This window comes from Pelotomaculum isophthalicicum JI (assembly GCF_029478095.1).
GTDB lineage: Bacteria > Bacillota > Desulfotomaculia > Desulfotomaculales > Pelotomaculaceae > Pelotomaculum_D > Pelotomaculum_D isophthalicicum.
In genome coordinates this window covers 44,164-70,371 of record NZ_JAKOAV010000017.1, presented here as the reverse complement: position 1 = coordinate 70,371, position 26,208 = coordinate 44,164, and the positions used below count along the sequence as shown (strand labels likewise).

Sequence of the window (26,208 nt, the reverse complement as noted above, 5' to 3'; positions counted from 1 at the left end):
GTGGAAACCTATCGACTAAAACTACGGATGAAGAGCGGTTTTATTTCTCCTTTGCAGGCCGACACAATATTCGGCGGTCTTTGCTGGACGATCAGATATGCTGAAGGAAATGATTCCATTAATTCAATGCTGGGAGATTTCCGGTCGGACAGGCCGTGGTTTGTGCTTTCCAACGCTTTTCCCGGAGATCTGTTGCCAAAACCATTAATGAAGATTAAAAGACCTCTGCCTGCCACCCGTGACGAGCAATTACTGCAGGCACGAGAAGGAAAGCGCCTGAAAAAGATTGAATACCTGACCCCGAAAGAATTTATTTCCCTAATCAGTGGCTCCATGCCGGTAATTGAAAATAGGGAAAAACCAATCAGCCAGGTGTCCACCCTGCATAACCAAATCAACCGCATATCAGGTTCAACTGCCGATGGCGGCCAGCTTTTTGAGCAGATGGAGAGCTATATTAATCAAAAGGACGAAAACAACCAGGAGCAGGACTATCTGTCTATTTATATTAAACTAAGGGAGCCGGGTTTGCGTGATTGGCTGTTGGATCAGTTTCGCTTGCTTGGCCAAACAGGCATTGGTAAAAGAAAATCCACCGGAAAAGGATCCTTCAGTGTAATCGAAATGGAGAAATGTGAATTATTCGAAAGCATTAAAGAGCCCAATGCGTATCTTAGCCTTTCGAATTTCGTCCCCAGGCAAGGTGATCCTACTGAAGGATATTATAAAACCTTCGTTAAATACGGTAAGTTAGGTGAAGAATACGCTCTCTCAAGTTATCCCTTTAAACATCCTTTATTAATGATTCGGGCTGGAAGCGTGTTTTTTACAAAGGGTGGGGTAAAGCCGTTCTACGGGCAAATGGTTGAAAACATAGCCCCCACTTATCCGGAAGTTCTTCAATATGCCCTGGCCTTTAGCGTTCCGGTCAGGATGAATGGTGATAATTAAAAAGTTTCCCGCCAGGTTTATAGAAAGGGATAATGCCATTAACACACTGGGCTGGGTGAATTTAAGTTGAGGTGAAGTATATGTTAAAAATTATGCTCAGCAGCGTGGGATTGCATGACCCTTGCGGCAGAGATGGATCCGAAGGACCTGTTCTGGGCGCGGTAAGGGAGTTGACGCCAGATATATTATTCCTTTTTCCTACCCGGAAACAGCCTGACGAGAGGTTGAACTCCACAGAAGAAAATTGCTGGAATACTGTTTCGGAACTTGCTCAAAAGTTTCCTGCCGTCAAGGTATACGTAAGGCCGCTGAATCTACCGGACCCCACGGATTATGCTGATATAATAAAAAGCTTGAAAGACGAGGTAGAATCTATCAAGCAAAATTATGCGCAAAGTGACGTGAAGTATTTTCTTGCAATTTCTTCAGGCACACCACAAATCCAATCAGCTTTTTTAGTGCTGGTGAACAGCAATAGAATTAAAGCAGAGGTTTACCAGACAATAAACCCCGCTTTTTTAAGGGAAGGAGAAAAGCATACGAGGCTTGTAGAGACTCATTTTCTGGAAGAGGAAAACCAGATCGTCAGGGCCAGGCGTTTTTTTAGAAATATTAATTACGAAGTATCGTCAGATGAATTGTTTAATTTAGGTCTATTTACCATTTATCCTGACAGGGCACAAAAAGCAGAAATATTTTATGATTTAATCAAAGGGTATTTTTACTGGGATTTGTACCAGCATAATATGGCGCTGATACAATTGAAAAAAGTACAGCCGGATTTGAGCAGGTTCAGATTTGATAAATTATCGGCAATTGTGTCAGAACAAATCGGGGTATTGCAACAAATTATAGGGCATGGGCAGCGGGAAGATTTCTTGAATTTAGTTGATCTTTACCATAATGCGTTGCGCAGAAAGAAATGTAAACAGTACATTGACTGTTTAAGCCGATTTAAAAGATTATATGAGGGTATTTATTATTATGTGGCTATGAGGGATCTGGGTATTAACAATCCCGGAGCTAGGATTGAGCAACAGCCCGACTGGGTGAGGAGCAGTTTAAATAAGAGTGGACATCTGAATGTTTATGATATCAGTATGCTATATAGAAATAAGAAAGGCAAACCAATAGCTTCTGGAGGCCTGGAACAGCAATTAAACCAGTTGGGTAATCAGAGAAATGCAACCATAAATAACCACGGCATGAATTCTGTAGATGAAGAGGATGCAAGAAAGGCGATAGAATTAATTGAAAAGTTATTTAAAGCCGTTTTTAATGATAGGGATATTGGTGATTTTTGCTTTTCACAGGGTTCAATGAAAGCAGTGGAAGAATTAATATTTAGTGAACTATAATATCTGACTTAACCAATCTTATATAAAACCTGGCTAAAAATTCCTCCTAACGGACATAATACAAATTGAGTATTTTATGAAAGGTATTAGGTCCACATGGAACTTCTCGTCACCAACTACGGCTCCTTCCTGGGCAAAAAAAGTGAGCGATTGATTTTAAAAGAAAACGGCAAGGTTGTCAACGAAATACCTTTCCATGACCTTGAGCAGGTGATCATTGACACTCCCGGCGCCAGCTTATCAACGGACATGATCAGGGAGTGCGTGGAACATGGGGTTCAGATCAGTTTCCTCACTTCCACCGGAAAACCTTTCGCCAAGCTGGTTTCACCGTATCTAACAGGTACCGTGATCACCCGTCGTGAACAACTTTTGGCTTTTTTTGACGAACGCGGTGTGTCCTTATCCAAACTTTTCATCACAGGGAAACTGAAGAACCAGATCAATGTCCTGAAGTACTTTTCCAAGTATCGTAAAGGTGTCGACAGGGAACTCTTTGAGACAGTGTACAGGGCGATAGACCAGATTGAACAAATGGCGGACCAGCTTAACGGGATTAAAGGCAGATGTATCGACGATGTCCGGGGGCAGTTGATGTCTGTGGAGGGACGGGCCGGGAACCTTTACTGGCAGGGAGTCAAATTATTAACCGGCGAGAAGGTTAATTTCCCGGGGCGTGAACACCGGGACAGCACCGACCCGGTTAACTCCTTGTTGAACTACGGATACGGGATGCTGTCTAGACAAGTGGAAGGCGCTTTGATTCTGGCCGGATTGGATCCCTTTGGCGGATTCTTGCATGTGGATCGACCGGGAAAGCTGAGCTTAGTCTACGACTTTGTCGAGGAATTCCGACAACAGGTAGTTGACCGGGTGGTAGTGGCCATGGTTAATAAGGGCATTGCCGTGGATATGGAAGAAGGGATGCTTTCAACTGCCACCAAGCAATACTTGTCGGAAAAAATTAACGAGAGACTGGAAAGCCAGGAAAAGTTTCAAGGCAAAAAATATAAACTCCGCACTATCATCCAAAGCCAAGCCCGCCGTGTAGCCACGTTTTTACGAGGGGAGGCCAAATACCGGCCATTTGTCGGCGGGTGGTAGAGTGAAAACCCTTGTGATTTACGACATTGAAGAGGACAAAACCCGCACTAAGATATTTGATGCCTGTAAGGATTACGGCTTAACTCACATTCAGTATTCAGCATTCTTCGGGGAACTGAACCATAACCGCAGGGATGAACTGAAACAAAGACTAAGAAAGACCTTGGGCAGAAAGAATGGCAAAATATTAATCTGTCCGGTTTGTGACAAGGATTTGAGATTGCTCGAAATAATCAATATAGAGCCGGGAGGTATCCCGGATGTTTAAACTAAGAGTAACAGATATAAAGCAGTATATGTATTGCCCGCGGATCGTTTACTTCACCTATGTTTGCCCGGTCCAAAAGAAAGTTACCCGGAAGATGCAATATGGCCAGGAAGCACACCTGGAGTTGGACAGGCTGGAAAAACGCAGGACCTTTAAACGTTACAATTTTAAGGAAGGAGAGCGGAAATTTCACGCCAGTCTTTATTCCCCGCGCCTTGGACTGGAGGGTAAATTGGATATGCATATTGTGGCGGGGGGCGAAATTTTCCCCGTCGAGTTTAAGCATAGTTCGCAAGGGCCTTCTCTGAATCATAAATATCAATTGATAGCGTATGCCATGCTGCTGGAGGATACATATAACAAACCGGTGCGTTACGGATTCATATACGTTGATAGTGAAAAAGCTATTCCAGTCGAGGTCACACCCAACGCCAGGGTTTATGTAAAAGAAACGCTGGAAAAGATACGTCTTTTGGTGTCAAAAGAATTGATGCCAAATAAAGCCGGTGAAAAAGGTAAATGTGTTGACTGTGAGTATCGCAATTTTTGTGCTGATGTGAGGTGAATCAGGTTTATGTATTTTTTAACCGACGAAGAAAGAAAGCAGCTTCTTAAAGGTTTTCTGCCGCGTTCCAGGCAAATGGAAATAGCGGAGGAACTGCGGGGCTGGAACTGGCACCAGCCGCCATTGGCGCCGGTCTATGATATAAGAATGGCCCTTTACGAAGTGGCTAACTCCTATTGCAAAACAAACCGGGATCTTTACCTGAGAAAGATCGACAGGATTAAATCAAAGCCCAATTCCGCTATGATTAGGGGAAAGGTTTTTCATGACATACTAGTCCGTGTGCTGGTACGGGCTAAAAGGCTGATTTATGAAAAAGGTGTCGGCAATTTTCAGGAAATACTCGAACAGTTAAACACCCCTCTGGATTTAAGTTTTTTAACCGAATATCAAAGCCAGCTTAAAGAAGACGAATTTATTGAATTGAAAAAAAAGGCTGCAACCGTTGCCGCATTTGAAAACGCCAGGGTTGCTGCGCGCATCCAGGAAATACTGGTTAAGCAGCCGTATATAGCCGAGGATTCGCTCGCCGCCCTGGCGATACCGGTAGTTGTAGAACAAAAGTTAGACGGCACTTTCTTTGGATTGAGCGCGAACCTTAGCGCCGACGCCTATACATTTTCCGAACCGATGGTGCTGGATTTGAAATTTGGCGAACAAAAAAAGTTTCACCGTTTGACTACCACCGGATATGCTTTGGTGATGGAAGCCATTTATGAATTTCCGATAAATATAGGCTGCCTTGTCTATGCCGAATTCAAGGGTGACCGTCTGGTAGTAAAAAAAGACATTCACATTATTGACGATGAGCTTCGTCAATGGTTCATTGAAGAGCGGGATGAAAAAATGAGGATGATATATGAGGAAATTGACCCCGGTCTTGGGCAATGTTACGATTATTGCCCATATATTTTACAGTGCCGGGGGTAAATAATAAAAAAAGGACTTTTGAAACCAGACTAGAAAAGAAGTATAAATTTGATTTTCGCAAAAGAAGGAGTTTTTTACGCAGAAAAAGGTTTTTCGAAATTTTAGATGTTTCAGGCCTTATCTGGTATCTAATAAAGCCAGTGATATCAAGGGTTTAACCCGACTACCCACGGTCGGTTGCAGTACCAATCCCGATAACAAGGGGACTGAAAGGCCGGGATAACCGTCTCTCCCCAGGACCAATTTGGCACTGTTGCAGTACCAATCCCGATAACAAGGGGACTGAAAGGGAACACTCCGAGCCGGTTGCCCAGCCCCATTATCACGTTGCAGTACCAATCCCGATAACAAGGGGACTGAAAGCCAAAGAAACATACCTCGCAGCTATCCACCCGGCGACGTTGCAGTACCAATCCCGATAACAAGGGGACTGAAAGGTTTTATGGGAATCATCGCACCAAATAGGCGATTATCGTTGCAGTACCAATCCCGATAACAAGGGGACTGAAAGATTGTATTAGCAAGGAAACCATTAAGTGAAAAAACAGGTTGCAGTACCAATCCCGATAACAAGGGGACTGAAAGTGCGAATAACTGTTTGTATTTTATGAAATGGCTCGCCGTTGCAGTACCAATCCCGATAACAAGGGGACTGAAAGCCTTTCTTATAAGATTGGTTTTTATAGAGGAGACGCGAGTTGCAGTACCAATCCCGATAACAAGGGGACTGAAAGCTTTGTAACAAGGAGGGTATCCGCTGTTCCTTGGCATTGTTGCAGTACCAATCCCGATAACAAGGGGACTGAAAGTGCATGATCCATTCTCCAATCTGATTGACTATAGCTCGGTTGCAGTACCAATCCCGATAACAAGGGGACTGAAAGCCAGAAGCATCTCCAAAGTTTGCCCCATAGTTAGTGTTGCAGTACCAATCCCGATAACAAGGGGACTGAAAGAATATAAAGCTGTTACCATGTCATCATGATAAGCAGCGTTGCAGTACCAATCCCGATAACAAGGGGACTGAAAGTGCATGATCCATTCTCCAATCTGATTGACTATAGCTCGGTTGCAGTACCAATCCCGATAACAAGGGGACTGAAAGAAATATCTTGTATATCTAAATAAATATTCCACGACCAAGTTGCAGTACCAATCCCGATAACAAGGGGACTGAAAGGATCGGAGAATTGGGTGGTGTTCTTAGGGTGATGTTGTTGCAGTACCAATCCCGATAACAAGGGGACTGAAAGTGGAACTTCTCACCCACGTCCACGTAAATAAGCATGGGTTGCAGTACCAATCCCGATAACAAGGGGACTGAAAGATGAAGGAAACTCACTCGTTATTTGAAGATAAGGTGTTGCAGTACCAATCCCGATAACAAGGGGACTGAAAGCGTCTTCACCGATTGACCGCAGGTAAGTTTTCTGTGCCGTTGCAGTACCAATCCCGATAACAAGGGGACTGAAAGCTCAATATCAAACATGTTACGGTGTTCGCGGAAGGAGTTGCAGTACCAATCCCGATAACAAGGGGACTGAAAGGCATTAACCCATTAGAGGGTATGGAAGGCGGAGCCTTGTTGCAGTACCAATCCCGATAACAAGGGGACTGAAAGAAACATGCTGGAGATTGAAACTAACAATGATGGCCTTGTTGCAGTACCAATCCCGATAACAAGGGGACTGAAAGGATAACAGCATTCATTACTCAATCTTTTCTCCCCCGTTGTTGCAGTACCAATCCCGATAACAAGGGGACTGAAAGAAGAAGGACACTCTATCCCGGCCACTGGTCCATTTGCCGTTGCAGTACCAATCCCGATAACAAGGGGACTGAAAGCTACTGGAAAGGCGGACAGACAATAGATGAAGCGGGTTGCAGTACCAATCCCGATAACAAGGGGACTGAAAGGTAAAGGATGGTTGAGTGATGGCTAACTGGTCAGCGGAAGTTGCAGTACCAATCCCGATAACAAGGGGACTGAAAGCTACCGTGTCGGTGGTATTTTCGATAACAAGGTTTAGCGTTGCAGTACCAATCCCGATAACAAGGGGACTGAAAGCAGCAATTGAGCAGGCCAGACGGCAGGGGGCGGAACAGTTGCAGTACCAATCCCGATAACAAGGGGACTGAAAGGAAGAAGCAGTATTATCAGCACCAGAAATTGTAACAGGTTGCAGTACCAATCCCGATAACAAGGGGACTGAAAGATTAATAGTGACAGCGACGACACGTTCAGCAATACCGGTTGCAGTACCAATCCCGATAACAAGGGGACTGAAAGGATATAAGATATAATTACTAATACTAACATTTGCTAACGTTGCAGTACCAATCCCGATAACAAGGGGACTGAAAGTGTTTAGTATATTGTTTTTGTTGTTCTGCTGTAGCAGTTGCAGTACCAATCCCGATAACAAGGGGACTGAAAGCAAATGATAGTTATTATCGTTTTACAAATTATGCTATGTTGCAGTACCAATCCCGATAACAAGGGGACTGAAAGCAATTGTCACACATATAATAATCTTCTAGGCAATCATGTTGCAGTACCAATCCCGATAACAAGGGGACTGAAAGATGAACAAGGCACTCTAGCTGAATATGTAGGGTAGACGTTGCAGTACCAATCCCGATAACAAGGGGACTGAAAGATTTAAACAATCGTCAATAAATTGATAAGGAATACAGTTGCAGTACCAATCCCGATAACAAGGGGACTGAAAGACATAGAAAGAAACGTAACCAGAATTTGGGGAAGGAAGGTTGCAGTACCAATCCCGATAACAAGGGGACTGAAAGACCGTCATCAAGTTCTTGGCCCTGCACTAAATTCCTAGTTGCAGTACCAATCCCGATAACAAGGGGACTGAAAGAGTTTCGCTAAAATCCTTGCGGTAGGATCTTGGTCCCGTTGCAGTACCAATCCCGATAACAAGGGGACTGAAAGCCATTGCGGCTTCGCTTTCTTTTGCCGAATTGCGAAAGGTTGCAGTACCAATCCCGATAACAAGGGGACTGAAAGTCTTTAGTAAGTGTGTACTTCACTTGAAGGTATTTGTGTTGCAGTACCAATCCCGATAACAAGGGGACTGAAAGAGGGTAAAAAAATGACGGGGTCTCACATGTTTGATTTTGTTGCAGTACCAATCCCGATAACAAGGGGACTGAAAGAGAAATATGTCCTTATCATTGCGCCAAACAAGAACTGGTTGCAGTACCAATCCCGATAACAAGGGGACTGAAAGTCAAAAACATCCTCGTTTTGTCGCATTGTTGCGGGTGTTGCAGTACCAATCCCGATAACAAGGGGACTGAAAGAAATAATACTCTCGTCTACCAACCTGTAAGCCGTAATTGTTGCAGTACCAATCCCGATAACAAGGGGACTGAAAGTTGCCCATACCAAGCAACGTTCCGCGTGCAAACTCAGGTGTTGCAGTACCAATCCCGATAACAAGGGGACTGAAAGCCATATACCCTGCAACGGCGCCGTCACGGTTTCCTCGGTTGCAGTACCAATCCCGATAACAAGGGGACTGAAAGGCCATATTCTTACGTACGGCAAATAATACCCATGAAAAGTTGCAGTACCAATCCCGATAACAAGGGGACTGAAAGTAGAGCCACTCTGGATTTACGTTTAGGACTTTAGCCGTTGCAGTACCAATCCCGATAACAAGGGGACTGAAAGCATCCGGTTTTACACGTTGACGATCAACCTCAATATGGGTTGCAGTACCAATCCCGATAACAAGGGGACTGAAAGAAATAATTTAATTCTCATACCATCAGAAGATAAGATTGTTGCAGTACCAATCCCGATAACAAGGGGACTGAAAGTCATTGACGGATTGACCTGTTTTTTGAGTTTGTTTTTGTTGCAGTACCAATCCCGATAACAAGGGGACTGAAAGCAGGTGAACAAAAAACTGTTGAAGATATGACTATTAAAGTTGCAGTACCAATCCCGATAACAAGGGGACTGAAAGATATTTAACTTGAAATAATCATCTATCATATTATCCAAGTTGCAGTACCAATCCCGATAACAAGGGGACTGAAAGAATTAATATATTCAAAATCCCATTTTTCTTTAGGCATGTTGCAGTACCAATCCCGATAACAAGGGGACTGAAAGTTTTTACATTTGGGAAATTTGTCTCTATTACTTAATATGTTGCAGTACCAATCCCGATAACAAGGGGACTGAAAGCTTAAACTTTATCGAGAATGGCAAAACGATAAACTCCGTTGCAGTACCAATCCCGATAACAAGGGGACTGAAAGGCGATGAAGGAGACCCTATTGCTCTGGCAGAAAAACGAAGTTGCAGTACCAATCCCGATAACAAGGGGACTGAAAGATAATATACGTATTTTCCCTGAAACTGCTCATTATTTTGTTGCAGTACCAATCCCGATAACAAGGGGACTGAAAGAATCAAAAGCAGGACCTGCCTGACTTCCCCTATGTCATGTTGCAGTACCAATCCCGATAACAAGGGGACTGAAAGTATCAACCCAGCCTTTAATAGTAACTTTGCCGTTAAGGTTGCAGTACCAATCCCGATAACAAGGGGACTGAAAGGCCAGCTGGTCTTTTAGGGATGTCAGGTCATATTTCTCCGTTGCAGTACCAATCCCGATAACAAGGGGACTGAAAGACCGTCACCAGTAACCCACTTATCCATGCCCTTCATCGTTGCAGTACCAATCCCGATAACAAGGGGACTGAAAGCCGGTACCGCGCGCAGGAATTCGTCCTTTTCGTTGTAGTTGCAGTACCAATCCCGATAACAAGGGGACTGAAAGACTTAACAACCCCATTAACAATGAAAGCCGGGTGAGGTTGCAGTACCAATCCCGATAACAAGGGGACTGAAAGCCGAAATCCGTTTTTCTTTAGTTGCGCTCTAACTTCCGTTGCAGTACCGATCCCGATAACAAGGGGACTGAAAGTCTACTTTGCCTAATAGCCGCAGACCATCGTCAACCAGCGTTGCAGTACCGATCCCGATAACAAGGGGACTGAAAGTGGAGCCGCATTAACGCAGGGTAAGAGCCTGCGGATAAGTTGCAGTACCGATCCCGATAACAAGGGGACTGAAAGTCTCGAATAACTTTGATCTGTCTAATGCTGCCAAAATGGTTGCAGTACCGATCCCGATAACAAGGGGACTGAAAGTAAAACCCCATTAACAGAAGAAGAACAAGAACTTTATGTTGCAGTACCGATCCCGATAACAAGGGGACTGAAAGGGATAGGTATTTGAAATTTCGTATCCTTTGTTACTATAGTTGCAGTACCGATCCCGATAACAAGGGGACTGAAAGACTTTTCGTCGTCCACAGGGCCCTTCGCTAGGGCCTGTTGCAGTACCGATCCCGATAACAAGGGGACTGAAAGCTATCTAAATTTTCTACAATTTTTCCACCAATTTGAGTTGCAGTACCGATCCCGATAACAAGGGGACTGAAAGACCAGTATCGGTGATGATCTTGGATGGAGCATTGACCGTTGCAGTACCGATCCCGATAACAAGGGGACTGAAAGTCCATTAGGTATGTTCTCCTTTCACTGAACCAAAACAGTTGCAGTACCGATCCCGATAACAAGGGGACTGAAAGTATTATTGGAGGCGTTTCCGGAAGATATAAGAAACGTTGCAGTACCGATCCCGATAACAAGGGGACTGAAAGCAGTTATACCAATAATCGAAATCGACAATACGCCAAGTGTTGCAGTACCGATCCCGATAACAAGGGGACTGAAAGAGCATCTTCGGTTCCTCTTCTACTAGACTCCCCTATAGTTGCAGTACCGATCCCGATAACAAGGGGACTGAAAGCCACCAGAAACTTCGGTTCCAGTATCAGCATCGGTTGGTTGCAGTACCGATCCCGATAACAAGGGGACTGAAAGTGGGCAACGTCTCTTTGGTACTCAGATACTTCCCTCCTGTTGCAGTACCGATCCCGATAACAAGGGGACTGAAAGGAATCTGGAAAGTGGGCAACAAACGGAGTGGTTAGGTTGCAGTACCGATCCCGATAACAAGGGGACTGAAAGACTAACAAAGGACCGCCAAACCCAACGTCAACTTGTCGTTGCAGTACCGATCCCGATAACAAGGGGACTGAAAGCGCTGCACTGCAACCTCAAGATCCCGTCCATAATAATGTTGCAGTACCGATCCCGATAACAAGGGGACTGAAAGAACAGATAACTACATTTACCTGGCTTCACCTACTGGCCGGGTTGCAGTACCGATCCCGATAACAAGGGGACTGAAAGTGGCCGAGCACCAGGCGGAGTACACTACCGGCCTCCCCGTTGCAGTACCGATCCCGATAACAAGGGGACTGAAAGTTTGAAGAAACAGAGGTACTAAGCAATGCTTAACCAACGTTGCAGTACCGATCCCGATAACAAGGGGACTGAAAGACAAAGGAGATTTGTTCAGATTTTGAAATTACATCAACGTTGCAGTACCAATCCCGATAACAAGGGGACTGAAAGCGCTAACCACAATCAGGATACAGGCCATGTATGCCGGTTGCAGTACCAATCCCGATAACAAGGGGACTGAAAGGCCAGCACCTGCCCCGCGGCATACATTGCCCCGACCTTGGTTGCAGTACCAATCCCGATAACAAGGGGACTGAAAGGCTGCCATCCACCGCGCCGGCCACGTCCACGGTTTCCGTTGCAGTACCAATCCCGATAACAAGGGGACTGAAAGGCAAGGCGACAAAGCTGGCAAGCCTGAAAAAGATAGGTTGCAGTACCAATCCCGATAACAAGGGGACTGAAAGCCTGTAAGAATGTTGTGGCAGTTCAATAAATCGCAAAAGTTGCAGTACCAATCCCGATAACAAGGGGACTGAAAGACGAAATCATACAACGACCGGGTGGCTACCATGAAGTTGCAGTACCAATCCCGATAACAAGGGGACTGAAAGCTAGTTTTATGTTCTTTAGCGTATTCATACATTAAAAACGTTGCAGTACCAATCCCGATAACAAGGGGACTGAAAGGAAATGGCACGAAATTAATGACCGCGTATTTACCGGTGTTGCAGTACCAATCCCGATAACAAGGGGACTGAAAGATGTTTTTTCTTTGTTGCATTGGAAAAAGTGTAGTGTTCGAAAAGGCTTGACTTACTGGATCGTGTGTTTATCCGAAGCAGTGCGGAGCACTGGATGCGGTTATAGCGCGTGCAGGTATGCAGAAAAGCTCAAATAGACACGAATTTATGGGGAAACCGTGATACTTTAAGTTCCCTTTGAAGATTAGAGCATAGAAAGCCGGGTAAACAAAGAAGGTATAAAGGCTTATTCGCTAAAGCCCAGCCTATTACCTCGGTAACTAGTGAGATGAAGTACATGCGGGCAGTCGGGATATGCAGCCTTTTTACGTTGAGAAATGCTTATTTACTTAACGCTAATCGGTAAAAGTTATCAGTTGCACATCTTTGAGTCGACTGCGCAAAGGTGCCAATAACTCAAATGGTACTTGCAAATATCGCTTCCGGTATTTAACCTATGGGCAAAATCATATAACCGGTATGGTTAGTTCCTGAAAACAGTTACTTCTCGGTCTGCTCTAACAGGAATCTTGTTTGTTGTGTAGAAATATTATGAAAAAGTGGAGGAGGGATGGATTATGGATAACAGAAAATATCCTTTTTCATGGGATTTGCTTGGAGACATCGCTGTTGGACGGCCAAACCTCGGACCAATAACTAGGATCGAGTTGTACCGGCTCATGCAATATACTTTTCGTGATGTAATAGAGGCAAAGTTCGGTACAGAAAAGGCAGACGAAATTTTTTACGAGTCAGGCAGATTGGCTGGCCTTGAGTTTTTTAAAAATATGATCGGTAAAATAAACGACTTTCATGAATTTATCCGTAAGCTGCAGGAGTTGCTTCGAGAGTTGCGGCTCGGAATTCTCCGAGTGGAAAAGGCTGATATTGATCAAGGTTCTTTCGTTTTTACCGTCGATGAGGATCTTGACTGCTCCGGGCTGCCGGAGTCTGATCAGGAGATATGTAAGTACGACGAGGGTTTTATCGCGGCTTTAATGGAGTCTTTCTTCGCCGACCGGCAATTTTGTGTAAAAGAAGTAGACTGTTGGTGCACTGGCGACCGTACCTGCCGATTTACTGCCGAAGTAGTAGTCTAGTTTGGAGGGAACCGTTATGGCTACGCAAGGTGACCAGCAGGAAGTGCTACTTAACCTTGCTGTACAGGCATTGGAAGATATTATATCAAATAAGGTGTCGGTAAATACATTGCCGGCTGATTTAAAATCACATCCGGAGTTCGTTAATTTATATGAAAAACTCGCAGCCATTAGAGGTTTTATTTCAGCCTTGGCTAACGGGGATTTATCACAAGGTATGCGAGTGAAAGGATTTCTTTCCGGCGGGCTGCGAACTCTTCAGGCAAATCTGCGACATTTAACGTGGCAGACCCAGATGATTGCCAGCGGAGATTTTACCCAAAGGGTCGACTTTATGGGGGATTTTTCAGTTGCTTTTAATTCGCTGACAAAGGTACTGGCAAAGGCTACGGCAGAACTGAAGGAAAGTGAAGCTCGGTATCGCCTGCTGGCGGAAAACGTGTTAGATGTCATTATGGTCATAGACCTTGCAGAGCGATTTACATACGTCAGTCCGTCGATTGTCCGGCTTTTGGGTCGTACACAAGAAGAGATAATCGGCCGCACCATAGAAGAAGTTTTGTCATTCGATTCATTTCAAGCATTATGTGTAAAGCTAAGGCAGTTATTAGCCGATGAGGAGGTCGTCAGCCAGGGACATGTTTTCGAATTGGAGCATTTTAATAAAAATAGGCAAGTCTTGTGGATAGAGGTTTCCGTAAATATTTTACGCGATGATAAAGGTAAGATGGCAGGAATTGTGAGTGTGGTTCGGGATATCTCAGAAAGGCGTAAAGCCGAAAGAATGTTGCAGATAGCCTATGATTTACAACGCAAAAGCGATTTTTTTAACGATATCATTAATGGTAATGTCTCTATAGATAAAGATGCTATAGCAACTGCTAAAAAATGGGGAATAGATTTTACGATTCCTTTTTTCTGCTGCTTGATTGATATTCATAATCCTATTGACACTCAACAGAAAAAAAGATATATTAACAATCTTTTGAGCAAAAACCCGGAATATGTTGTATGGGATATTCGAGATAACATAGGAGTTTTGTTACAGACCTGTCACACACTTGACATATTGGACGCGGGTATACAGGCTGCTACACAAATTAAGGAAAAAATAAGCCGCTATGCCCCTGATCTCATAGTAACAATTGGTGTGAGCGACATGCATAACGGGCCTGACAGCTTAGAAAAAAGTTATCAGGAAGCGCGGAGTGCCATCGTTTCGGCTAAATGTCAATTGGAATATAGTGGAGGAATTTATTGTTACCGGGATATCGGCCTCTTTCAACTTCTTGCAACCTATGATGGAAAAGAGCGTGCCGCAGAGTATATTCAAAAATTGATCGGCCCACTTATAAAATACGACCGTGATAAAGGAGCCAGCCTTTTACTTACTCTCGAAATAATTTTACAAAGTAATAACTTGAAAGAAGCAGCCCAAAAAATATTTTTGCATCATAAAACTTTGGTCTTTAGAAAACAGCGCATTGAAAAAATTTTAGGAGTATCTATTGACCATTTTGAAACTAAGCTCGCTTTAGCGGCAGCAATTAAATTACATAAATTAAGCAATCTGGTTAATAATTAGATATATTGGGCATTGCTAGACAGCTTATTATCTTCAGACGATAATAAGCTGTCTTTTTTTATTGAAAAAATTTGGTCTTGTGGAGAATAGTAAGAATCACTAAATAGGTTTTATAATCTGTATATCAATTCCGCAAAGGAAAAGTCATATTTACAATAGATAATTAACATAAAAAATGATAATTCATATTCTCTGAGATAACATAAAAAAGATTCGAAAAGGAGCTGACTAATATAATGTTCTTTTTTCCTAAGGAAAAACAACTAGCATGCGTATCCATTGCCAACCAAGCGGAAATGGATTTCTTATCCGCTTTGTGTTTGATTTTTCACTAGCGCATAGTGAGATGATGGCTTTCAGTACATCAATTAAAGTTCGGGAAATTTCGGAGAAATCGGCGGATCTGGCTGCCGTCACTGAAGAAATGTCAGCCACAGCAGAGGAAACATCAGCTTCCACCCAGCAAATTAGTGCGGTAATGCAGATGGTTGATGCAAAAGAAATGGAAAGCTTTAATGATATTAATGAATTGTCGTCGCTTACAAAAAGTTCAAGTGAAATGCTTAATAACATGGTTAGTAACGCTACAGAGTTATTGGAAAAGATTAAAACTATCGACGGCATCAGTCAAAACGTATCGGATATAGCTGATCAAACAAATCTACTCTCGTTAAACGCCGCTATAGAAGCCGCTCGCGCAGGTGAACATGGTAGAGGCTTTTCTGTCGTGGCGGAGCAGGTTCGAAAGCTGGCAGATCAAACTAAGCAAGCGGTTAAGGAAGTCAAAAACATTTCAGATGATATGAATGGTAAAGCCATGAATACCAATAACGCTGTAACGAACGTAAAAGATGTTTTCGAGCGATATTTGAATAATACGGAAAAGGTTACCAATATTATGAGCGAAAACAGGCGGCAAGTTAGAGAAGCTGCCGGTGCTATTGACAATATTGCAAAAGCTGCGCAACAACAGGCTTTAACCACTGAAAACCTTGCCAGGCTCTCTGGAGAGTTAGCTTCTGTGACGGATTTTGGCGACGTTTTAAATCTAGATGTTGAGCGATTGAGCAAAATAATAAAACCATATTTGAATGTTGCCGAAAAGGAACATATATTAACTGTGCTGGCGGCCAGGCTAGTTGACCACGCTAACTTTTTGCGCAATGTAATAAAAAGCGCCGGTAAAGGAGTAAGACTTGCAACACATCGCGACTGCGCCTTTGGTAAATGGTACGAGAAAGAACGTGTCCAATATCAAAATATTGCCGCTTACTTGGCAATTGAAGAGCCGCATAAAAAATTCCATGAAGCCGCTAATGCTCTTTCAATTGATTGCAGTTCAAAAAACGCGGAAGCTGTGGTTGACACGTCGTTAAAAATCCTTGAGGCTTTTATTAAGCTGTCGTCTGCTTTGCAAGTTTAATACACTCAACTAACGTCATGAAATATGTTATTGAGAAAAGGGGGAGACAAAAAACATGGATGCGCTTCTACTGGCGAGGTTACAATTTGCGATTACTGCCATGTTTCACTTTCTTTTCGTGCCGTTAACTTTGGGTATTTCTATCATTGTCGCTGTGATGGAAACCCTTTACGTCAAGACCGGAAACGTACAATACCTTAAGATGACCAAATTCTGGGGCAAATTGTTCCTGATCAACTTCGCCTTGGGAGTGGTCACCGGGATTACTCTGGAGTTCCAGTTCGGCACTAACTGGGCTGAGTATGCCCGCTACGTTGGGGATATATTCGGCGCCCCCCTGGCCATTGAGGCTTCAGTAGCTTTCTTCTTGGAGTCTACATTCATGGGCATCTGGATTTTTGGCTGGAAAAGAATATCGAAAAAGGCTCACGCCGTTGCTGTCTGGATGGTAGCTGCCGGCACCAGCCTTTCGGCGCTGTGGATCCTCACCGCCAATGCCTGGATGCAGCATCCGGTGGGTTATGTCATCAACAACGGCCGGGCGGAACTGGTGGATTTCGCCGCGGTGGCGCTATCCGGCTACGCCTGGTCAAAATTCCTGCACACCGTGCTGGGCGGCTACCTGGTAGGAGCTTTCTTCGTAATGGGAGTGTCCGCGTACCACATTTTGAAGAATAATTTCCTTGATTTTTTTAAAAAATCGTTTCGAATTGCCGCTGCCTTTGCCTTAATGTCCTGCCTGGCGGAAGTAGCCGTCGGGGATTGGCACGCCCGGGAGGTGGCTAGAACCCAGCCTACCAAGTTTGCTGCTATGGAGACTATCTGGGAAACCCGCCAAGGCGCGCCAATTTACATATTTGCCATACCGGACGAGGCAACAGAACGAAACACAATGGAAATTCTGCCTGTACCCAACATGCTGAGCATTCTGGCCGAGCATGACCCGCACGCCACGGTGCAGGGCTTAAAAGATTTTCCGGTCAGCGAACGCCCGCCCGTAACCTTAACCTTTGTCAGTTTCAGGTTAATGGTGGGGCTGACCACCCTGTTTATACTCCTGTCAGTATCCGGATATGTTTTTTCCAGAAAGGAAACGTTGGAGAAAAAAACGTGGTTTTTAAAAATCATGGTTTTTTCCATGCCTCTTCCCTACCTAGCCTGTCAGTTGGGCTGGCTGGTGGCGGAAGTAGGGCGGCAGCCGTGGATTGTTTACGGCTTGATGAAAACGTCCGACGCGGTGTCTAAGAATATCACGGCAGGACAGGCGGCTGCATCTCTGGCGGGGTTCGCAATATTTTACGGCCTGTTGGCAGTGGCAGACATTTATCTGTTGGTGAAATTCTCAAAAAATGGCCCGGCCGAAGAGATGGGGCACAGCATGCCGTCCGGCCGGACAATACCGTTATAGGGAGGTGCGGTGATGGAATTGCAGATGCTCTGGTTTGGCCTGTGGGGCCTGCTCTGGGCGGTCTATTTCATGCTCGACGGATTTGACCTGGGAGTGGGAATATTGGCCCCTTTTATTGGGAAAAGCGAGATGGAGAAAAGGATATTGATCAACACTGTCGGCCCGGTCTGGGACGGCAACGAAGTTTGGCTCCTTGCCGCCGGCGGCGTGACGTTTGCCGCCTTTCCAACAACGTATGCCTACATGTTTAGCTATCTTTACGCGCCGCTTTTAATCATTTTGTTCGCCCTGATCGGACGTGGCGTATCCTTTGAGTTCCGGGGCAAGGTCGATTCGGATTCCTGGCGGAAGACGTGGGACATCGCACTCTTCCTGGGTAGCCTTGTACCAGCCCTGCTCTTTGGTGTAGCCTTTGGCAACATCTTTCAGGGCTTACCAATGGACGCCCAGGGTTACCACGGGAGTCTCCTGACTCTGTTGAACCCTTACGGCCTACTGGCCGGATCGCTCTTTTTGCTGCTTTTCCTGGAGCACGCAGCCATTTGGGTTTCTGTCAAGACGGAAGGTGAATTAGAAGCCAGAGCCCGGGCGCTTGCGGCAAAGCTGTGGTGGCTCCTGCTGTTGGCAGCCGCGGGGTTCCTGGTTCTTACCGCTTTTGCTACGAAGCTTTATATTAACTTTATGAGCAGTCCGGCCTGCTTCGCGGTTCCCGCCGCTGCTGTAATCGCTTTGTTAGGCATGAAAATGTTGATATCCGGGAAAAAGTCCGTAGCGGCTTTTTTCTCCTCCTGTGTGACGATTGTGACGGTCACTTTCACCGGGGTCATCGGTCTGTTTCCCAACCTGATACCATCAAGTCTTGACCCGAGGTATAGCCTGACGGCCTTTAATTCATCGGCCAGTCAATATACCTTGAAGATCATGACGCTGGTGGTGGCCATCTTTATACCCATTGTGATCGCTTACCAGGTCTGGACGTATATCATTTTTAAACACCCAGTTACGGAAAAAGATTTAAGTGACCCGGATTCCGGGGCATATTAACCAAGCTTTTTGAGGGAGGAATTATTTTGGAATTAAATCTACAAACAGCAGCAGAAGGAGAAAATTATGAGTGGACTTCGATGTATAAGGAATTTCCATGTCCATTATGGTGAAGAAGCTCCAAGGGTCTGTCCAACTTGCGCACATCCACAGGCCTATTTCGAAGTCAGGTTCGAAAACTATGCTGTGGATGGTACATCATCTAAAATGAAAGGACGCTATAATGGCTAGTTAAATAAAATGAGATCTAAAAGGAGGAAGGGCAATGGAAAAACATGTTTGTATTATTGGTATTTTAGTTAATCAAAAATCAGAAAATGCACCCAAAGTACAGCAAATATTGACGAAATATGGCTCATTAATTTTACTTCGTAGTGGAATTCCTTATTCTAAATGTGATCGTGGCATAATAAACCTAACGGTAGAAGCCACTCCTGATGAACTGGATAGTATGAATAAAGAGCTTAGTATTATTGAGGATATTGTCGTTAAATCAATGATATTAGCTAATAACGGGTTAGAAGCCTGGAATTATCTAGAAAAGGTTTTCAGTGATATGGGGGCAAATTTTACAGAACAAGTTCAGTTAGTGATTACTGACATCGAAATGCCCAAAATGGACGGACACCATTTGACGAAACGCATTAAAGAACACACGGAACTCGCCAAATTACCCGTTGTTATTTTTTCATCACTAATAACAGATGATCTGCTACATAAAGGTGAAGCGGTAGGAGCCGATGCACAGATAAGTAAGCCGCAGTATCCAACTTTAATTAACACTGTTGACAAGCTTATTTTGTAAACAGTGATTTGGATTACTATACCATTATTTTGCAAGGGGAGGTGTATTTATTTACCACTACCCATTTGTTCAATTGTTTTTCTATTTTTCTGTGCCAGACTAGTAATGTCTTTAGCAGATTTTGCTGAAAGATCGGCAAGTTTTCTTACTTCTGCGGCAACAACAGCAAAAGTTCGTCCGTTATCCCCAGCCCTTGCTGCCTCTATTGAAGCATTTAATGAAACCATATTGGTTTGTTCTGCTATTTCTCCAATAATAGCAGCCGCTGACTCAATATCACCATTAAAAGCTACTAACTGCCGTAGCTGATCGATAATATAATTTTCTATTGCTAGTTGCATATCAAAATTTAAACGTTTTTGAAAAGCAATATTTGCCTGAATAAATTCGGTATTATTTTCATTGTTACAAGTTTTTTGTAATATTTTAAATATTTCCTTGTAATATATTTGATAGGCACCTATGTACCACTTAGGAAAAAGGCCCACCTCACGATGTTTTTGGCCGATATAAAGCCGTTGCTTCACGTAATCTTCATTAATAGTGTCCGAGGCTAAACTAATAAAATACTTTCTTTGAGTTTCTTTTAAACGATTAACAGTACTTTTGGCTTCTATTAAGTTTCTTAACTCAGGATATTTCAGAATATGATTATAGAATGCATCTACAACCCGATCAGCTTCTTTGATAAAAATATCCTTAAATTTACCCATTAGCGCTAAATCTTCGGTAGTTATATTTAAAAAGTCTATCTGATCATTACGGGAAATATTATTTACCATTATATGCCACCACCTCCCAAAACGTTAAATTGGCTATATATTCGATAAAAATATTTATTTTCCTTTAAAGAATCAGACCTAATCAACCAAGCTTTCCAAGAAATTATATCAAGCGAACAGACTCACCTGGAAAATACTAAATGTGGGGTTGATTAGTCGGAAAGGGCTGAGAGCAATAATTCTGCTATATCCAGAACCATAATGTCACCTGGTTCCTGCCGCTCTGTTTTTTCCTTAAAAATAGTACGACAATAGGGGCAGGCGGTAATAACCATTGAAGCCTCTGTAGCCAAGGCCTCTTTAACTCGATTAACACTTATCGGGTTTTCTCTTTCCGACCTGGTCCAGAAACGTCCGCCGCCGGCACCGCAGCAAAATGATCCCTTTTTGTTCCTGGGCATTTCTATTAAACGCACGCCAGGTACTGATCTCAATACATACCTGGGCTGCTCATAAATATCATTAAATCGCCCCAGATAACAAGCATCATGATAGTTAACGGCAGTATTCCGCGGGTGGGTAATCTGGAGTCTGCCCTGCCGCAGAAGGTCGGCCAAAAAAGCCGCGTGTGAAATGATGTCATAATTCCCGCCAAATTGAGGATATTCATTTTTAAAGGTATTAAAGCAGTGGGGACAGAAGGTAATAATCTTATTGATACCGTACTTCGCCCAACTGGAAATATTCCCCTGGGCTATTTTTTGAAAAAGAGGTTCATTACCCATCCTTCTGGCCGTTTCACCGCAACACCGCTCTTCCTTTCCGAGAATTGCGAAGTCCACTTTGGCTGATTGCAGTATTTTGGCAAAAGCCGCAGCCGCTTTTTGGGTTGGTTTGTCAAAAGTTCCCTGACAGCCGACAAAAAACAAATAATCGGCATCGGGCTTTTCAGAAATGCTTGGAATCCCTAATTCACCGGCCCAAATATAGTCGTGACCGGGTTTTCGTGGTTTACCGTAAGGATTATCCGATTGCTCAAGATTATTAAAAAACTCTTTCATGGCAGGGGGGATATGTTTTCCCTCCGATACGATACCGCGTCGCATATCAATAATTTTGGAGAGATGGTCAATAGATACGGGGCAAGCTTCGTTACACCCGCCACAGGTAGTGCAACTCCAAATAAAATCATAGTGGAAAAGGTCGCCTGCCATTTTTATTGAAGGTTTGTTTTTTAAAAGCTCAGAACCCTCTTCTTCCAGATATGTGCGGATAAAACCGTTTAGTCTTTTGGGCTTTAACCATTCTTTACTACGTTCCGACGGGCACTCCCGATGGCAGCGCCCGCAAAGCACACAGCTAAAGGTATCAAGCAACTGCTTCCAGGTAAAATCATCAACTGTGTTTACACCGCGTACTTGTTTACTTGTTTCCGCCAGTGAAGCCGGCTGAAGGGATCCTTTCGTACGCAAAGAACGCCAATAGATATTAAAAGGGGCAAAGACAAGGTGAAGATGTTTAGAGTTTGGAATAATAAATAGAAGAGAAAAAATCGTTAAATAGTGAAACCACCAACTTATTTCCATGAGAATGAGCAAGGCAGGCGCGCCAAGGAAAGAAAGCCTGTCAGAAAAAGCAACAACCAGCCAGGCGCCAGGCAATGCTCTTTCCATTAATATGGAATGAATGGATAAGTAAAGGAGTTCGCTAAGGAAAATGAAAAAAATTAAAATAGGAATAGCATAATTCCTAAATGAACTATGAAACCAGTTTTGTTTAAAAAGTTTTAAAAATAAGCGGCGAAAAGTAAAACCAATAATCCCTATTGATACCAATAAAATAAAAAGATCTCTTAAAAACAAGAACCATGGATGCTCCAAGAATGTTATTTCCGCTTTAAAAAGAACTATGGCCGCCATGTCCAAACTGCTAAATATTAAAACAATAAAACCCCACATGATAAAACCGTGGAAAATGCCGGAAAGAGGATATTCCGCAATCTTTTTTTGCAGGAAAACAGCCTGACAGAAATATTGCAACCTTTCCAGACGGTGATTACTACAATTTTCCGGTTTTCCCAAGCGAATATAACAAATACGCCTATATATTTGGAAGAAAAAATAACTAGAGGAAATAATTAATAAAGAAAAAAATATTATTACGCGCATATTAACCTCGACACACGACAATTTGTGTTTAAAAAATCATATAAAAAGGCAATTTCCGTCTGGAAACTGCCTTAACTTCTAGCAATTCTTTCATGTCTTTTAATAAAAGACTCAGAAAGAAAATCTCCTTTCCAGACGGGAGGCACAGATGTTTCCATTTGCACCCAGTGGTTAAAAGCCATAGCTCTCGCTTTAGGTGTTTTAACTCGGAGCGCGTTATTAAATTTATTAACTAAATATATTAATAACGTTTACCGTTTAAGTCAACTTGGTTTAATCAAGTTGAGTAAAATTTATCGCAGACAATTTACTGTATTCCAAATTTACTGTATTCCAATGGCATGAACGAAGTCACGGCGATTTCTTCGCGGGTTTTGATTATAACACCCGGTATTTCACAGGTGCTTGGTATTATAAAACATATCGTTTGCGTGAGGATAATCTATATGCTAAAATATTTTGGGAATAGTTAAGCGCTTTGCGCTTTTTTAGTTTAAACATATTCATACTAGTTATATAACGCATTGTATGCCTGTCATGAAGGGGGAGTTTTGATGTCCGGACATTCTAAGTGGGCTACTATCAAACGCAAAAAAGCTAAAGTAGATGCTCAACGGGGTAAACTGTTTACACGCTTGGCCAGAGAAATTATGGTTGCCGCGAGACGAGGGGGTAAAGACCCGGATGGCAATATGCAACTTAAAACCGCTATTCAAAGAGCCAAGGAAGCAAATATCCCGAATGAGAATATTATGCGCGCTATACAAAAGGGAGCGGGTGAACTAGGCGGTGAAAATTATGAGGAGTTTAACTATGAAGGTTATGGACCCGGCGGAGTTGCGGTAATGATTGAGATAATGACCGATAACCGTAACCGTACGGCAAGTGAAATAAGATATCTGTTTTCAAGAAACGGCGGCAGTCTGGGTGAATCCGGATGTGTCGCCTGGATGTTCCAGGAAAAAGGATTGATTGTGGTTGAGAAAGCAAACTGCAAATATAGCGAAGATGATTTGATGTTGTTGAGTATTGAAACGGGCGCGGAGGATTTTAAGGTAAGTGATGATGAATCCTATGAGATTACAACTGAGCCCGGTGACATGATGACGGTAAAAGAATCCCTGGAAAAGTCCGGTGTCGAGATAGCCTATGCGGAGGTTACTAAGCTTCCATTAAACACTGTCAAACTGGAAGGACAAGAAGCGGAACAGATGGTAAAATTAATAGATGCGCTTGAGGAACACGATGACGTGCAAAATGTTTATACTAACTTCGAGACGGATATGTTGGCGGATATGTAGAAAACAACTAAATGAACTGGAGCAGGAGACAAGACGTTTGGAGGTTTTATAATGAAAATATTGTTGCATATTTGCTGCGGTCCTTGCTCAATATACCCTGTTCAGCAATTGAGAGAAACAGGAATGGATATTTACGGGTATTTCTATAATCCAAACATTCACCCATATACCGAATTTGAAAGGCGCAAGGAAACTCTGGAGAAGTATGCCGCGGATATAGGCCTCAATGTTATTTTTGATAATAATTATCAACTGGAGGAATTCTTACAAGGTATTGTCCATAGAGAGTCAAAACGTTGCCAGTTTTGTTATTCAATGCGCCTAAGCCAAGCGGCCAGGGTGGCTAGAAAAGGAGAGTTTGACTACTTTAGCACAACTTTGCTGGTAAGTCCTTACCAGAAACACGATTTGATCAGGGAAACCGGTGAAGCGATAGGGGATAGATATGGGGTCCCGTTTTACTACGCCGATTTTAGAAATGGCTACCGTGAGGCTGTTGGTTTATCAAAGAAACTGGGTATGTACAGGCAGCAATATTGCGGCTGCATATATAGTGAAAAAGAACGTTATTGCCGCGGCGCTAAGACGTCCGGCGGGAAAAAAGCTAACTTGGGTATATAATTGCCATACATCTGACAGTCTGATGGCTGGATCATGTATTTAGAGGTGGGTGCATGATATGTTAGAATCATTCGGCAAGATGATCCTTCTCTTAGGTCTGTTTCTGATTATAATTGGCGGGCTGCTCCTGATCGGTGGCAAATTGTTCGGACTGGGGCACCTGCCTGGGGATATATTCGTTCAGAAGCAAAACTTTAGCTTTTATTTTCCCGTGGTAACTTGTGTTGTTCTAAGTATTCTGCTTACGATAATTGTTAACTTGTTCATGCGCCGGTAGATATAATTCATATATTTTCAGTTGTTAAAGGATATTGGCAATTTTTATCGAATTTACTTAATGAGTTAATATTTAAGTATCGGGAGAAGAAAAGGTGAAATTAAAAGTAACGACAAGGCAGTTCCCGGTTTTTCTGTCGGTTATTTTCTCGCTTTTGCTTCCGGTTGTAGCGGAGGGGGCGCAGAAGTCTGAAACGGTGCGGGTGGCTCTTGAAAGACAAGCTAAATCTTTGAGCTTTATAGCAAATGGTGATTATCAATTAATTGATTTATCAAATAATAAGGTAATAACTAAAATAGGACGCAAGGAAAGCTGGCAAGTGGATTTACAGGCCGGTCAAATAATGTTCCAGAGTTCCGGAAAAAAATTCGGGCCTTTTAGCGGACCAGTCGTGGTTCAAGAAAATAATACGCGTATTAGTGTTATTGCTGCGAACAAAAATGTTGTGGAAAGAATATCGATGAATGATCTAGTGGCGTTGAATGCCTCGGAGGAATCTGTAAACCTTGGTGAAAACACCAGTCTATATGTTAGAAACGACCGGGCTCAGAAGGAATTGGCCTCAAGCAGCGGATTAAACTTGATTTCATTGCTGGAGGGAGCGGAATACAAGCGCTACCGCGGCAATATTGAATTCCGTGTGGAAAGTGGCGGTCTTGTGGCAATAAATGAATTGAACATTGAGGATTACCTGCGTGGAGTGGTCCCGGCGGAAATGCCGTCTTCCTGGCCGGCTGAAGCGCTGAAAGCCCAGGCTGTCGTGGCGCGCAACTATGCCCTCCAGAAAGTTGAAGCTACCAGCGGCTCCAGCTATAATTTGACAAATGACCAGTTCAGTCAAGTCTATTCAGGCTATGACGCGGAGGTATCCGCCACCGACAAAGCAATTGAGGAAACCCGCGGGGTGGTTATGCTCAACCGGGGCAACTTAATTTCCGCTTTTTTCCACTCGAGCAGCGGCGGTTATACCGAGAATAGCGAGGATGTCTGGTATAATGCCTTGCCGTATATAAAATACAAGGTAGACCCGTATGATAAGAACAATTTGCATTATAACTGGCAGGTCAATTATACAGCTGCTCAGTTGTTGGAAGTGTTCAAGAGCGCCGGTTATAAATTCAAGAATATTACCGGTATTGATACGGCCTATACCGCTTCCGGCGCCAGGGTGAAAAAACTGACGGTTAGCGGTGTGGGAACCGACGGCAAGCCTTTGCGGGCTGAGATTGCGAACGCGGACAACGTAAGAATTGCTCTTGGCCTGAAAAGCGCTTTATTTACTTTGAAAAAAGTGTACGATAAGGATAAAAATCTTACCGGAGTGAATATAACCGGCAGCGGTTGGGGGCATGGTTTGGGTCTATCACAATGGGGAGCCAACGGTATGGCCAAACAAGGTTATAAGTACCAGGATATTTTGAAATACTATTATTCGGAAATTAATATTGTTGAGAATTACGGCAAGTAATAAGTTCTAT

General features: G+C 43.5%; 18 protein-coding genes, 1 pseudogene, 1 CRISPR repeat array and 1 riboswitch. Of the genes and pseudogenes, 17 read left to right on the top strand and 2 right to left on the bottom strand.

Annotated elements, in window-relative coordinates; translation table 11 throughout:
- From csm4 to L7E55_RS10070, 13 genes and pseudogenes are all read left to right on the top strand, one after another.
- On the top strand, positions 1 to 951 hold the full coding sequence (csm4, locus tag L7E55_RS10125) for a type III-A CRISPR-associated RAMP protein Csm4 (RefSeq protein WP_277444071.1): 951 nt from the start codon (positions 1 to 3) through the stop codon (positions 949 to 951).
- 80 nt (positions 952 to 1,031) lie between these two features.
- Positions 1,032 to 2,309: an RNA repair transcriptional activator RtcR family protein gene (locus tag L7E55_RS10120; protein ID WP_277444069.1), complete on the top strand. Its 1,278-nt coding sequence runs from the start codon at positions 1,032 to 1,034 to the stop codon at positions 2,307 to 2,309.
- Between the two features lie 96 nt (positions 2,310 to 2,405).
- Entirely contained in the window at positions 2,406 to 3,413 is a 1,008-nt protein-coding gene (gene cas1, locus L7E55_RS10115; protein WP_277444068.1) for a CRISPR-associated endonuclease Cas1, read from the top strand.
- 1 nt (position 3,414) lies between these two features.
- Positions 3,415 to 3,681 carry a CRISPR-associated endonuclease Cas2 gene (cas2, locus tag L7E55_RS10110; protein ID WP_277444067.1) on the top strand — a complete coding sequence of 89 codons (267 nt, stop codon included), beginning with the start codon at positions 3,415 to 3,417 and terminating at the stop codon, positions 3,679 to 3,681.
- Complete coding sequence (gene cas4 / locus L7E55_RS10105) at positions 3,674 to 4,246, top strand: CRISPR-associated protein Cas4 (protein ID WP_277444066.1); 573 nt, start codon at positions 3,674 to 3,676, stop codon at positions 4,244 to 4,246. The genes cas2 and cas4 overlap by 8 nt, the downstream gene beginning before the upstream one ends.
- Positions 4,247 to 4,255: 9 nt before the next feature.
- Positions 4,256 to 5,176 carry a type I-A CRISPR-associated protein Cas4/Csa1 gene (gene cas4a, locus L7E55_RS10100; protein WP_277444065.1) on the top strand — a complete coding sequence of 307 codons (921 nt, stop codon included), beginning with the start codon at positions 4,256 to 4,258 and terminating at the stop codon, positions 5,174 to 5,176.
- Positions 5,177 to 5,352: 176 nt separating this feature from the next.
- Positions 5,353 to 12,297: direct repeats of the CRISPR family, unit length 37 nt; unit sequence GTTGCAGTACCAATCCCGATAACAAGGGGACTGAAAG.
- Between the two features lie 557 nt (positions 12,298 to 12,854).
- Positions 12,855 to 13,376, top strand: coding sequence for a V4R domain-containing protein (locus L7E55_RS10095; protein ID WP_277444064.1), 522 nt, complete (start codon positions 12,855 to 12,857; stop codon positions 13,374 to 13,376).
- Between the two features lie 16 nt (positions 13,377 to 13,392).
- The gene (locus L7E55_RS10090) at positions 13,393 to 14,961 is read left to right on the top strand and encodes a PAS domain S-box protein (RefSeq protein ID WP_277444063.1); all 1,569 of its coding nucleotides are present in this window, start codon (positions 13,393 to 13,395) and stop codon (positions 14,959 to 14,961) included.
- Between the two features lie 316 nt (positions 14,962 to 15,277).
- Entirely contained in the window at positions 15,278 to 16,384 is a 1,107-nt protein-coding gene (locus L7E55_RS10085; RefSeq protein ID WP_277444062.1) for a methyl-accepting chemotaxis protein, read from the top strand.
- A gap of 55 nt (positions 16,385 to 16,439) precedes the next feature.
- Positions 16,440 to 17,792 carry a cytochrome ubiquinol oxidase subunit I gene (locus L7E55_RS10080; protein WP_277444061.1) on the top strand — a complete coding sequence of 451 codons (1,353 nt, stop codon included), beginning with the start codon at positions 16,440 to 16,442 and terminating at the stop codon, positions 17,790 to 17,792.
- Positions 17,793 to 17,804: 12 nt separating this feature from the next.
- Complete coding sequence (cydB, locus tag L7E55_RS10075) at positions 17,805 to 18,836, top strand: cytochrome d ubiquinol oxidase subunit II (RefSeq protein WP_277444060.1); 1,032 nt, start codon at positions 17,805 to 17,807, stop codon at positions 18,834 to 18,836.
- 96 nt (positions 18,837 to 18,932) lie between these two features.
- A pseudogene (locus L7E55_RS17590) lies at positions 18,933 to 19,067 on the top strand (rubredoxin-like domain-containing protein); the annotation flags it as partial.
- 34 nt (positions 19,068 to 19,101) lie between these two features.
- Positions 19,102 to 19,641, top strand: a complete 540-nt coding sequence (locus L7E55_RS10070) for a TM1266 family iron-only hydrogenase system putative regulator (RefSeq protein ID WP_277444058.1) — start codon at positions 19,102 to 19,104, stop codon at positions 19,639 to 19,641.
- 47 nt (positions 19,642 to 19,688) lie between these two features.
- Here L7E55_RS10070 and L7E55_RS10065 read toward each other — a convergent pair whose 3' ends face one another.
- Together L7E55_RS10065 and L7E55_RS10060 are read right to left on the bottom strand one after the other, a co-directional pair.
- Positions 19,689 to 20,423, bottom strand: a complete 735-nt coding sequence (locus L7E55_RS10065; RefSeq protein WP_277444056.1) for a globin-coupled sensor protein — start codon at positions 20,421 to 20,423, stop codon at positions 19,689 to 19,691.
- A 152-nt stretch (positions 20,424 to 20,575) separates the two neighbouring features.
- A complete protein-coding gene (locus L7E55_RS10060) occupies positions 20,576 to 22,402 on the bottom strand; it encodes a heterodisulfide reductase-related iron-sulfur binding cluster (RefSeq protein ID WP_277444054.1) in 1,827 nt (608 codons plus the stop codon).
- A gap of 237 nt (positions 22,403 to 22,639) precedes the next feature.
- A riboswitch (molybdenum cofactor riboswitch) is annotated at positions 22,640 to 22,755 on the bottom strand.
- A gap of 330 nt (positions 22,756 to 23,085) precedes the next feature.
- Between L7E55_RS10060 and L7E55_RS10055 the strand changes: the two genes are divergently transcribed.
- From L7E55_RS10055 to L7E55_RS10040, 4 genes are all read left to right on the top strand, one after another.
- Positions 23,086 to 23,832 carry a YebC/PmpR family DNA-binding transcriptional regulator gene (locus L7E55_RS10055; RefSeq protein ID WP_277444052.1) on the top strand — a complete coding sequence of 249 codons (747 nt, stop codon included), beginning with the start codon at positions 23,086 to 23,088 and terminating at the stop codon, positions 23,830 to 23,832.
- 51 nt (positions 23,833 to 23,883) lie between these two features.
- Positions 23,884 to 24,453 carry an epoxyqueuosine reductase QueH gene (locus L7E55_RS10050; RefSeq protein ID WP_277444051.1) on the top strand — a complete coding sequence of 190 codons (570 nt, stop codon included), beginning with the start codon at positions 23,884 to 23,886 and terminating at the stop codon, positions 24,451 to 24,453.
- Between the two features lie 58 nt (positions 24,454 to 24,511).
- The gene (locus L7E55_RS10045) at positions 24,512 to 24,730 is read left to right on the top strand and encodes a DUF2905 domain-containing protein (RefSeq protein WP_277444049.1); all 219 of its coding nucleotides are present in this window, start codon (positions 24,512 to 24,514) and stop codon (positions 24,728 to 24,730) included.
- 94 nt (positions 24,731 to 24,824) lie between these two features.
- A complete protein-coding gene (locus L7E55_RS10040; protein WP_277444047.1) occupies positions 24,825 to 26,198 on the top strand; it encodes a SpoIID/LytB domain-containing protein in 1,374 nt (457 codons plus the stop codon).
- Positions 26,199 to 26,208 lie beyond the last annotated feature (10 nt).